7 protein-coding genes and 1 pseudogene are annotated in these 11,868 nt (G+C 65.7%); 3 read left to right on the top strand and 5 right to left on the bottom strand.

Going from position 1 to position 11,868, the window contains the following annotated elements; translation table 11 throughout:
- Nucleotides 1-74 precede the first annotated feature (74 nt).
- Nucleotides 75-1,835, bottom strand: coding sequence for a methyl-accepting chemotaxis protein (locus tag O3305_RS08840; protein WP_269576061.1), 1,761 nt, complete (start codon nt 1,833-1,835; stop codon nt 75-77).
- Nucleotides 1,836-1,985: 150 nt separating this feature from the next.
- Here O3305_RS08840 and O3305_RS08835 point away from each other — a divergent pair, with 150 nt between their 5' ends.
- The 3 genes from O3305_RS08835 (at nt 1,986) to O3305_RS08825 (ending at nt 4,584) form a co-directional block, all read left to right on the top strand.
- Nucleotides 1,986-3,131 carry a carbohydrate porin gene (locus O3305_RS08835; protein ID WP_269576060.1) on the top strand — a complete coding sequence of 382 codons (1,146 nt, stop codon included), beginning with the start codon at nt 1,986-1,988 and terminating at the stop codon, nt 3,129-3,131.
- Between the two features lie 218 nt (nt 3,132-3,349).
- Nucleotides 3,350-4,276 (top strand): sulfotransferase domain-containing protein, encoded by a 927-nt coding sequence (locus tag O3305_RS08830; RefSeq protein WP_269576059.1) that lies wholly within the window; start codon nt 3,350-3,352, stop codon nt 4,274-4,276.
- A 44-nt stretch (nt 4,277-4,320) separates the two neighbouring features.
- Entirely contained in the window at nt 4,321-4,584 is a 264-nt protein-coding gene (locus O3305_RS08825) for a hypothetical protein (RefSeq protein ID WP_184168546.1), read from the top strand.
- Here O3305_RS08825 and O3305_RS08820 read toward each other — a convergent pair.
- From O3305_RS08820 to rpoC, 4 genes and pseudogenes are all read right to left on the bottom strand, one after another.
- Nucleotides 4,581-6,254, bottom strand: coding sequence for a hypothetical protein (locus O3305_RS08820; RefSeq protein WP_269576058.1), 1,674 nt, complete (start codon nt 6,252-6,254; stop codon nt 4,581-4,583). The two genes, O3305_RS08825 and O3305_RS08820, sit on opposite strands and share 4 nt — an antisense overlap.
- A gap of 232 nt (nt 6,255-6,486) precedes the next feature.
- Nucleotides 6,487-6,834, bottom strand: a pseudogene (locus O3305_RS08815) (YciI family protein); the annotation flags it as partial.
- Between the two features lie 103 nt (nt 6,835-6,937).
- The gene (locus O3305_RS08810; protein WP_269576057.1) at nt 6,938-7,372 is read right to left on the bottom strand and encodes a hypothetical protein; all 435 of its coding nucleotides are present in this window, start codon (nt 7,370-7,372) and stop codon (nt 6,938-6,940) included.
- Between the two features lie 172 nt (nt 7,373-7,544).
- On the bottom strand, nt 7,545-11,831 hold the full coding sequence (rpoC, locus tag O3305_RS08805) for a DNA-directed RNA polymerase subunit beta' (RefSeq protein WP_269576056.1): 4,287 nt from the start codon (nt 11,829-11,831) through the stop codon (nt 7,545-7,547).
- Nucleotides 11,832-11,868 lie beyond the last annotated feature (37 nt).

Here is an 11,868-nt window from a genome sequence, read left to right as displayed (position 1 = left end):
TGAGCGCTGAAACGAAGAGAGCCGGCGTGGTGGATACCGCGCCGGCTCTTCTCATTTTCCGGTATGGCCTGAACCTAGTGCACGGTGGTGCCGTTCACGACCTGGCGCTGCGGCGCGGCGCGGTGGCCGTGCGGGGCGTCGATCGTGAAGTTCGCGGCACTGTCCGCCAGCGAGTCCACTTCCTGGGTGAGGTTGCGCGCGGCTGCCGAGGTTTCCTCGACCATCGCGGCGTTCTGCTGGGTGCCGCGATCCATGTCGCCGATCGCTTCGCTGACCTGGCTGATCGCATGGCTCTGGGCGTTGTTGTCCTCCGCCATCGTGCCGATCAGGGCATGGACCTGGCCGACATCGCCCGAGATATCGGCAAGCGCGCCATCGACCTTCATCACGGCGTCGACCGCGGTGACGACTTCGGCCTGGGTATGGGTGAGTTGGTCGCGGGCGCGGCCGGCTTCTTCCTCGGCGCGCATGGCGAGCGCGGAGACGAGATCGGCGACCACTGCGAAGCCGCGGCCTGCCTCACCGGCGCGGCCGGCTTCGACGGCGGCGTTCATCGCGAGAACGCGGGTCTGGAAGGCGATCTTGTCCAGCCCCTCGATAACCGAGTCGATGCCCTTGGCGCTTTCGCTGACCCGGGTCATCGCCTGCACCGCTTCGTCGGCGATCGCGCGGCCGGTACCGACCACGGCGATGGCGCCATCGGCGCGCGACAGCGTCTCGTTGGCCGAGAGCGCGATCGACTTGAGGCGGTGATCGATCGCATTGACCGCGGCATTGGTCTCTTCGAGCGTTGCGGCATTGCGTTCGGTACGGCGGGCGAGATCCTCGGAAGCGGAGGCGATCTCATTGGCGCCGGTGCGGATATTCTCGGTGCCGGTGACAACCGTGCCGATCAGCGATCGGAGGCCGTGCGCGGCATCGTTGAAGCTGCGCTTGAGCGCGGCGAACGGACCGGTGAGCTCGGCATCGATCTCGACGCTGAGGTCGCCCCGTGCCATCGCGTCGAGGCTGGTGCCGATCGTTTCGACGATCAGCTTGGTCTGTGCTTCCTTGGCTTCCTCGGCGGCCTTGAGCTTGTCGCGGAAGGCATCGATCGCCTGGGCCATGCCGCCCAGTTCGTCTTCGCGTGCGGCGTGCGGCACCTTGACCGACAGGTCTCCGCTGTCGAGCGCGCGCATGGTGTCGGCAAGGTCGAGCAGCGGGCGGACGAGCAAGCGGCGTGCGGCCTGGGCCAGCAGGAATGCGGCGGCCATGCCCGCCAGCAGCGTGAGGAACAGGACGATCATCGCCACCGTGCCGAGCGTGGCCGAGCTGGAGGCGACTTCCTTTGCATGGCCCTCGATCGCTTCCGAAGCGCTTTCCATCGATTTCTCGAGCGCGCGGAACTGGTCCATGAAGCCGGGCATCTGCGCGCGGGCGGCGAGGGGATCGCTGGCGGCGGTATCGACGATCTTCTGCGCGGCGGCGGCATAGGCGTCCATCGGCGCCTTGAGCTTGCTCGTCGCAGCTACGATGCTGTCGATGCCCTGGAAGGCGGCATCCTCGTTGATCGTCCGGGAAAGCGTGCCGAGATGATCCTTGAGATCATCGAGCGTCTGCTTGCGCGCGGCGTCGTCGCCGCCGACCAGCGCGGCGAGCACGTCCGCGCGGACCGCGTCGTGCATCATGTCCGCTTCCATATGGTTCTGGAGCAGGCCCGCGGCGGCCGCCTGCTGGGCGATCGCGTTGTTTTCCTTTGCAACGATGAACAGCCCGGTGCCGCCCGAAAGCGCGGTGATGCCGATAAGAACGGCGGCAGCCTGGGTCGTTGCCTTGTTGAGCGACGTGATCTTCACGAAAGTCTCCCGCGCGGTGCCTGTCGCGGCATCCGGTTTCAGCACGAATTATAGGTGGAAAGTCCGCTGCGGGTTCGAGCCCTCTACAAATGTTTCCGAGGGATGTCGGTAACTGGGGCTTGCTAAATGCGTGCGAATTTCGGTGCGGCGGTGTCCGTACTTTCTCTGCTGGTCATTCCTTCGGCATTTGCGCAGGACGCGCAGGAGCCGGCACTCGATATCGGTGCCACCTATCGCGCCGATCTCTCGGGCGTGGCGGCGGACCGGCGCAAGCTGCGCAGTTTCGGGCTGGACGACCTGAACATCGAAGCGAATGGCGATCTGGAGCGCCTGGTCGGCTGGAACGGCGCGAGCTTCCATGTCGACGTGCTCAACAATCTGGGCGGCCGCCCCAATGACGCGGCGGGTACGCTGCAGGGCGTCGATAATATCGAAGTCGCCAGTGCGAAGCTGCGCCTGTTCGAGATCTGGGTGGAGCAGAAGCTCGGCGCCGCAACCTCGCTGCGCGCCGGCCTGTATGACCTCAACAGCGAATTCTACGCCAATGATGCCGCCGGCCTGCTGATCGCCCCGGCCTTCGGCGTGGGCTCGGAAATCGCCTCGACCGGGCCCAACGGCCCTTCGATCTTCCCGACGACGGCGCTGGCCGTGCGGCTTGAGCAGCGTTTCGGCGGCGCGGGCTTCGCACGGGTCGCGCTGCTCAATGCCACCGCCGGCGCGCTCGGCGACGATCGCGGCCACGCATTCGACTTCCACCACGGTGTGCTGCTGATCGGCGAGGCGGGCGTGGAGAAGGATGGCAACAAGTTCGCGCTGGGTGCCTGGGGCTATAGCGAGCGCCAGGACGACATCGCCGAGACCGACAGCGCTGGGGATCCGATCCGCCGCCATGCGCGCGGCGCCTATGTGATCGCGCAGAAGGCGATTGGTGACCAGGACGGCCCCTTCGCCACCAGCCTGTTCGTCCGCGCCGGCATCTCGGACGGCAAGACCAGCCCGTTCAAGGGCGGCTGGCAGGCGGGCGTGCTCGCCACCCATGTCCTGCCCGGTCGCGACGATAGCCAGGTCTCCTTCGGCGTGAACCAGGCCTATCTTTCGAGGGGGTATCGCGACCTGTTGCGCGGCGACGGCGTGCATACCGCGCAGGCCGAGAATGCGGTGGAATTCACCTTCTCCGACAAGCTTACCGATTTCCTGACGCTGCAGCCCGACGTGCAGTTCATCTGGAATCGCGGCGGCGATGTCGATGCGGCACGGGTGACCGTGCTCACGCTCCGGGCGACATTGGAATTCTGACCGGGCGTTGCGCGTCGATTTTGGTAAATCGATGTGCAAAGTCCTGATAGTCAACGGTAATTCTCGTTTCAATTGTTTCAGGGAGTTACTGCAGTTTTACGGTATAGCACCGGGCTATAGCGCTCGTTTATCTTGATAACACTTGGCGTGATTTGAAAATTGACGCTGGTGTGTTGCAAGAATAAATCACTGGTCGCACCCCCTGAAGGACTGACGAGATGCCCGTGACCTTTGCGCCGGCTGCGAAGCCGGCGGCGTATCCGCGTAAGCTGCGTGAGCTGCACAACCACCATTTCGATTCGACCGTGTGGAACGACCTGTCGTTTCGCGCCGATGACGTGGTCGTCTCGACCTATGCCAAGGCCGGCACCACCTGGACGCAGCAGATCGTCGCCCAACTGATCTTCGGTGGCGATCCCGAGGTTTCGGTGGCCGAGATCTCGCCCTGGGTAGACCTGCGCGTGCCGCCGGTGCTGGTGAAGCTCGCCGCGCTCGAGGAGCAGGAGCATCGCCGGATCCTGAAGACACATCTGCCGGTGGACGCGCTGCGCTTCAGCCCCAGAGCCAAATATCTCTATGTCGCGCGTGACGGCCGCGACGTGGCGTGGAGCCTGCACAACCATCACTTCCACGCGACCGACGCCTGGTACGAGATCCTCAACAACACGCCCGGCCGGGTTGGCCCGCCGATCCCGCGCGCCAATCCCGATGTCGCCGAATATTTCCGCGAATGGCTCGACGGCGATGGCGCCCCGTTCTGGTCCTTCTGGGAGAATGTGCGCAGCTGGTGGGCGGTGCGCGACCTGCCCAACGTCCATCTCGTCCATTTCGAGGCGCTGAAGCGCGACCTGGCGGGCGAGATCCGCAAGATCGCGGCCTTCCTCGACATCGAGATCGAGGCGGAGAGCTTCCCGCGTATCCTGCGCCATTGCAGCTTCGACTGGATGAAGGCCAATGCCGCCAGGTCGGCGCCGCTGGGCGGCGTGTTCTGGGACGGCGGGGCGGAGACCTTCATCAACAAGGGCACCAATGGCCGCTGGCGCGAGGTGCTCACCGCTCAGGATGTCGCCAATTACGAGGCGATGGCGCTGGCCGAGCTCGGCCCGGAATGCGCCGCATGGCTTGCGAGCGGCGAAGCGGCGTAATTGCCCCGCTTGCAGATCGGGGTCCGTGCGCCGAAGTAGGGCACATGGACCTCGACGCACTGCTACTCCACTATTTCGACACCGACGAACCCGAGGCGCTCAGCGAAGCCGAGCGCGCGCGGGGCGAGGAACGGCTGCGCATCGATTTCGGTGTCGAGCAGGAGCCCTCGCGCAAGTTCGCCTTGTGGGTGGTGATGGAAGGGCTTGGCATCGCGCCTCTGCCGGCCGAAGCCTTTGACGAGGAGCCGGCGCTCAGGGTGGCGGCGGAGAAATATCTCGACGCCGCCTGGAAGCTCGAGCGCGACTAGCGCGCGGCGGTGGCGCTGCCGCCGGTGAACAGCGCCTGGGCAGCGCGCTTCTCGGGTGTGTCGTCGGCGCCGTAGAGCAGCGGCCAGACGACCTGGCGGGCGAGATCGGCATGGTTCTGCCGCACCAGCTCCTGCGCCATGTAAAGCCGCGGGGCAGGGGCTGCCGGCACCGCGCGGATCGCGATGGCCAGGCCACGCATCGCCGTATCGGACACGCGCTCGCCGAGGCGGGCATAGCTCTGGAAATAGGCGATCAGCGGCAGCGGCGCTTCGCCGTCGAGCTGGATCGTGCGCTCCAGCGTCTTGCGGGCGGCGGCGAGCAGGGCGGCGCGTTCCGCGGCCGGCGCCGCAACCGCCTGCGTCGTCAGCGCGACGCCCTTCCAGCTCAGCGCACGGATATCGTCCGGCGATTTCTCCAGCACGCGCTCGGCCATGGTGAGGCAGGTATCGGCGTGGCCGGCGCGGCATTCGGCCTCGGCCTCGACCAGCATCGCCTCGGGTTCATAGGGCAGGGTGGCGAGCCTGCCGCGCAACTGGCTGAGCCAGGGCTCCGCGGCGGCGGTATCGGTGGGGAAGGGGGCAAGGCGCGCGCCCAGCTGGAGACGGGCCTCGACCATCGCGCCACCGGTTAGCGACAGGCGGGTGACCAGCGGCTCCTCCTCGCGCGCCAGCGGCTTGGCGGTCCGGGCATAGGCGAGCACACTGCCGCGATAGGTGGTCAGATCGGCGCGCAGCTTGCCCAGATCGCCGAACACCTGCGCCGCCTCGGCCATCGGCCTGCCCCGGCCGATCGCGGCCAGATAGGCGCGGAACTGCTTGGATCGTTCGGCCTTCAGGTTCGAGAACAGGAAATAATGGGCGATCGCCCAGGCCTGATAGGGATTCCACTGGTTCTTCGGCGCATCGAGATAGCGGCCGGTCACCACATCTCCCACGTCGATCGGCTGATAGGCGCGGTAGAAGGCGCGATAGCCGTCAGGCGCGCGGGCATAGTCGATCACGCCGTTCTCGCGCACCAGCAATGTCGAGAAGATCGCGCCGACGCCGTCGATGTACCAGCGGGGGAACACGTCCGGCGTATGGGTGCGCAGGAAGTGCTGGGCGAAGGCCGAGTAGAGCACAGCATCCCAGCGCCGGACCAGCGGCGGGAAATAGGGAGGCGGGAAGGGGCAGTCCCACGCGCCTTCGGCCAGCGCGTCGGCGCAGTCGAGGTCCTCGGCCCGCTTGGTGTTCATGTCGAGCAGCTGGTCCTTGCGCGCGATGGCGATCACGTCGCCTTCCTCGCGCATGTCGTAATAGCGCTGCTCGGCGAAGCTGCCGGCATAGGGGCCTTCGATCCCGCGGACGTTGCGCAGACCCAGCTTGTCCTGGAAATTGCCGTCGCCGAATAGCGTGACCTGCAGCTTGGCGGTCTCGTCCGTCTTCGCCCCGCCACGATAGATGCGCGAAAGCAGACCGTGCAGCCGCTCAAGATTGGTGATGACGCGCTTGAGCTCGCTTTCGCTGCCGTCGCTGTAGACGATCAGGTGCGCGGTCTCGGCGCGGCGCCAGTCGCTCTTCTTCTCCTCGCCATTGCCCTGCACGACGATGTCGGACGAACCCGTCTGCGCCTGAGCCAGGGCCGGGGTGAGCAGGCAGAGCAGAAGCGCGCAGCAGCGACCGATCGACATGGCATCGTTCCCGGATTTCAACACGTTCGAAGACGAAGTGCGTCCATCATCCCCCGGAAGGCCCTAGGGATCAATCCCGCCTCGATCCCATGGCAGCGTAACGGCCCTGTGAAGCGAAATGGGATTGATCCATTCCGGTGCTTGTCGATCGTGGCGGTCAGCGGTTCTCGGTCTGCTCGCGCAGCCGGGCCTCGCGCTCGGCGATCTCGGGCGTGAGCTCCGCGCCGAAATCAGCCATCTCGTAAAAGGGCCGGATCTCGAGTTCGCTCGGGCCGGGCATCGGATTGGGGCAGCGCTTCGCCCAGGCGATCGCTTCGTCCATGTCCTTGACTTCCCACAGCCAATAGCCGGCGACCAGCTCGCGGGTTGCGGCAAAGGGGCCATCGATCACGGTGCGCCCCGCTCCGTCGAATGCGATCCGCACGCCTGCGGAGGAAGGCTTGAGCCCGTCGCCGCCGGTCATGATCCCGGCCTGCACCAGCTCCTCATTATACTTCATCATCGCGTCGAGCAGCTCGGTCGAGGGCATCAGGCCCGCTTCGCTGTCCTCGGTTGCCTTCACCAGCACCATTACCCGCATCGTTCCTCTCCTTCTGGTCCGCCGGAAGCGCCCTGTATTTCCCAAGTCTGACGACGAACGGGGTTCGGGGAAATCGCCTGCGCCGGATTATTTTCCGCCTGCGTCAGTCCTTGCAGACCTGCACCAGCGCCAATCGCATTGGCTCGCCGCCAAAGCCGGGGAATACCTGGTTCTCCACCGTGATGTTGCGGCACGGCTTGCCCTGTTTGTTGAGGATCACTTTTTTGCCGGCCGTGCGCGCGGGGGCGGGGCCCCTTGCGGCCTGGCGTGGCGCGGTGGCGCGGGTGGCCGGGCAGGAGCCTTGCGCCACGAGCTGCTGGTAGGTGGATTCCTCCTGCGACTTCGCCCAGGCATCGGCGCCGGCGCGGCCCTGGGTCTTGAGTCGCAGCTTGTAGCCCTCGATCAGCCGCCGCTTCTCCGGCTCTGGCAGGGAGTTCATCGAGCATTGCCCGGCGCGCTGGGCGGCGGGTGCGGGGTCGGCCCCGGCCATCGGGACCGGGCCGAGGATCAGCAGGAAGGCAGGCACGTGTCGAAGCATGTGTTTCTCCAACGTCCCGCCCGCGCGCATTCTCGCCGGAGCATGGTGACACAGGCAATCGCGCCACACCCGGACGGCCGCGCAAACTGCTCGGCTCGCCCCAAAAGAAAACCGCCGTCCGGTTGCCCGGACGGCGGTGTTTCTTGCGTCAGTTCCTAACGTCGCGAGGAGATCACTCCTCGGTCAGATAGTCCCCGGCGTCGGCATCGGTGCCATGGCCCGAGGGCACGACCGAGGCGAGCGGATCGCTGCCGGTGCCCTCGGCGTCGCGTGCCGAGCGCGCATGCTCGGCTTCACGCTCTTCCGCGGCCGAATTCGGCGCCACCAGCGCGGTCTGCAGCGCACGCTGCTGGACGCGGAGGGCGGCGTCGCGGCTCGTAGCGGCGACACGCAGACGGTTCATGCCCGCGCCGGTGCCGGCGGGGATGAGACGGCCGACGATCACGTTCTCCTTGAGGCCGATCAGCGTGTCCTGCTTGCCCTGGACCGCAGCCTCGGTGAGGACGCGGGTGGTCTCCTGGAACGACGCCGCCGAGATGAAGCTGCGGGTCTGCAGCGACGCCTTGGTGATGCCGAGCAGGATCGGCTTGCCCTGTGCGGGAGCCTGACCCGGAGCCAGCTTCTCGTTGGTCTCGTCCATCTCGGTACGATCCACCTGCTCGCCGGGGAGCAGGGTGGTGTCGCCGGCTTCGGTGATCTCAACCTTCTGCAGCATCTGGCGAACGATCACCTCGATGTGCTTGTCGTTGATCTTCACGCCCTGCAGTCGATAGACTTCCTGGATTTCCGACACGAGATATTCCGCCAGGGGCTCGATGCCGAGCACCTCGAGAATGTCGTGCGGATCGGGCGAGCCGCCGATCAGGTTGTCGCCACGCTTGACGTAGTCGCCTTCCTGAACGTCGATCACCTTCGACTTCGGAACCAGATACTCCACGACCTCGCCGCCGTCCTCGGGCTGGATGCCGATCTTGCGCTTGGCCTTGTAGTCCTTGCCGAACACGACACGGCCCGAGACCTTCGCGATGATCGCATTTTCCTTCGGCTTGCGGGCCTCGAAGAGCTCGGCGACGCGCGGCAGACCGCCGGTGATGTCGCGGGTCTTCGCGGATTCGCGAGCGACACGGGCGAGAACGTCACCGGCCTGCACGGTCGCACCATCCTCGACCGAGAGCACCGCGCCCGGCGCCAGCATGTAGCGGGCGGCTTCGGCGGCACCTTCGCCGGTCAGGGTCAGGCGAGGACGGAGGTCCTCCTTCGACTTGCTGGCCGCGCGATACTCGGTGACGACGCGCTGGGCGATGCCCGTCGCTTCGTCGACCTGCTCGGTCAGCGTCTTGTTGTCGAGCAGGTCCTGGTACTTCACGACACCGCCGGTTTCCGTGATCACCGGCATGGTGAACGGATCCCACTCGGCCATGCGATCACCCTTCGAGATGATATGGCCGTCGTCGAACATGACATACGCACCGTAGGGGATGCGATCGACCGCGAGCTCGCGGCCTTCCATGTCGAGGATGGCGATCTCACCCGAACGGCTCAGCACCACGCGGCGGCCGCGCTGATCCTCGATCAGGCGCAGGTCGCGGAACTCGACAGTGCCGTCGACAGCCGCCTCGAGGTTCGAGGTTTCGTTCAGCTGCGCCGCACCGCCGATGTGGAAGGTACGCATGGTCAGCTGCGTGCCCGGTTCACCGATCGACTGCGCCGCGATGACGCCGACGGCCTCGCCGATGTTCACCGGGGTACCGCGGGCGAGGTCACGCCCGTAGCACTTGCCGCAGACACCGATCTTGGCTTCGCAGACCAGCGGCGAGCGGATCTTCATGCCCGGAATGTTCAGGGCCTCGATCTTCGCCACGGCCGGCTCGTCGAGCAGGGTGCCGGTCGGGATGACCACGTTGCCGTCCTTGTCGACCACGTCTTCCGCGGTCGTGCGACCGAGGATGCGCTCGCCAAGCGAAGCGATGGTCGAGCCGCCCTGCACGATCGCGCGCATTTCCAGCGCACGCTCGGTGCCGCAGTCCAGCTCCATGATCACGCAGTCCTGCGACACGTCGACCAGACGGCGGGTCAGGTAACCCGAGTTCGCCGTCTTGAGCGCGGTGTCCGCCAGGCCCTTACGGGCGCCGTGGGTGGAGTTGAAGTACTCAAGGACGGTCAGGCCTTCCTTGAAGTTCGAGATGATCGGCGTCTCGATGATCTCGCCCGACGGCTTGGCCATCAGGCCGCGCATGCCGGCAAGCTGCTTGATCTGCGCCTGCGAACCACGCGCACCCGAGTGGGCCATCATGTAGATCGCGTTGATCGGCTTCTCACGACCCTTGTTGGGGCCGTCCTCGAAGCGCTTCACCGCCTTGATCTCGTCCATCATGGCGCCCGCCACCTGGTCGCCGCAACGGCTCCAGGCGTCGATCACCTTGTTGTACTTCTCCTGCTGCGTGATCAGGCCGTCCTGATACTGCTGCTCATAGTCCTTCACGAGGGCGCGGGTCTCGTCGACCATCGCTTCCTTGCTCGCCGGGATGATCATGTCGTCCTTGCCGAACGAGATGCCCGCGCGGAACGCGTGACGGAAGCCGAGCGCCATGATCGCGTCCGCGAACAGCACGGTCTCCTTCTGGCCGGTGTGGCGATACACCTCGTCGATCACGTCGCCCACGTCCTTCTTGGTGAGGAGGCGGTTGACGGTGTCGAACGGCACCTTGTGGCTCTTCGGGAGGCACTCGCCGAGCAGCATGCGGCCCGGGGTGGTCTCGAAGCGCTTGAGGTAGGTGTTGCCTTCCTCGTCGGTCTGCGGAACGCGGCTGATCACCTTGGTGTGCAGGGTGACGGCGCCGGCCTCGAGGGCCTGGTGCACTTCGGCCATGTCGCCGAGCAGCATGCCCTCGCCGGGCTCGCCTTCCTTGAGCATCGACAGGTAATAGAGACCCAGCACCATGTCCTGCGACGGCACGATGATCGGCTTGCCGTTCGCCGGCGACAGGATGTTGTTGGTCGACATCATCAGGACGCGCGCTTCCAGCTGGGCCTCGAGGCTCAGCGGAACGTGCACGGCCATCTGGTCGCCGTCGAAGTCGGCGTTGAAGGCCGAGCAGACCAGCGGGTGGAGCTGGATCGCCTTGCCCTCGATCAGCACCGGCTCGAACGCCTGGATGCCCAGACGGTGGAGCGTCGGAGCGCGGTTCAGCAGAACCGGGTGCTCGCGGATCACTTCGTCCAGGATGTCCCAGACTTCCTTGCGCTCCTTCTCGACCCACTTCTTCGCCTGCTTCAGGGTCATCGAGAGACCCTTGGCGTCCAGGCGGGCGTAGATGAAGGGCTTGAACAGCTCGAGCGCCATCTTCTTCGGCAGGCCGCACTGGTGCAGCTTGAGTTCCGGACCGGTCACGATGACCGAACGGCCCGAATAGTCGACGCGCTTGCCGAGCAGGTTCTGACGGAAGCGGCCCTGCTTGCCCTTGAGCATGTCGGACAGCGACTTGAGCGGACGCTTGTTGGCACCGGTGATCGTGCGGCCGCGGCGGCCGTTGTCGAACAGCGCGTCAACGGCTTCCTGCAGCATGCGCTTTTCGTTGCGGACGATGATGTCCGGCGCGCGCAGCTCCATCAGGCGCTTCAGGCGGTTGTTGCGGTTGATCACGCGGCGATACAGATCGTTGAGATCCGAGGTCGCGAAGCGGCCGCCGTCCAGCGGCACCAGCGGGCGCAGCTCGGGCGGGATGACCGGCACGACGTCGAGGATCATCCACTCGGGGCGGTTGCCCGAGTCGATGAAGCTCTCGACGACCTTCAGGCGCTTGATGATCTTCTTCGGCTTCAGTTCCGACTTGGTGACCGCCAGCTCCTCGAGGAGCTCCTTGCGCTCGCCTTCCAGGTCGAGATCCATGAGCATGATCTTGACCGCCTCGGCGCCGATGCCGGCCGAGAACGCGTCCTCGCCATATTCATCCTGCGCGTCGAGCAGTTCGTCCTCGGTGAGGAGCTGGAACTTCTCGAGCGGGGTGAGGCCCGGCTCGGTGACGATGTAGCTCTCGAAATAGAGCACGCGCTCGAGCTGCTTGAGCTGCATGTCGAGCAGCAGGCCGATGCGCGACGGCAGCGACTTGAGGAACCAGATGTGCGCGACCGGGGCGGCGAGCTCGATATGGCCCATGCGCTCGCGGCGGACCTTCGAAACGGTCACTTCCACGCCGCACTTTTCGCAGACGATGCCCTTGTACTTCATGCGCTTGTACTTGCCGCACAGGCACTCGTAATCCTTGATCGGACCGAAGATGCGCGCGCAGAACAGGCCGTCACGCTCGGGCTTGAACGTGCGATAGTTGATGGTTTCCGGCTTCTTGATCTCGCCGAACGACCACGAACGGATCCGATCCGGCGATGCGATGCCGATCTGGATCTGGTCGAAGGTTTCCGGCTTGGCGAGCGGGTTCGCGAAGTTGGTAAGTTCGTTCATTTTTCAGTCCCTCTGGAGGGTCAAATCTTCTGGGCGG

This window comes from Sphingomonas sp. NIBR02145 (assembly GCF_027359115.1).
In the GTDB taxonomy this organism is placed as follows: Bacteria; Pseudomonadota; Alphaproteobacteria; order Sphingomonadales; family Sphingomonadaceae; genus Sphingomonas; species Sphingomonas kyeonggiensis_A.
This window is presented reverse-complemented; position numbering and strand designations above follow the sequence as displayed.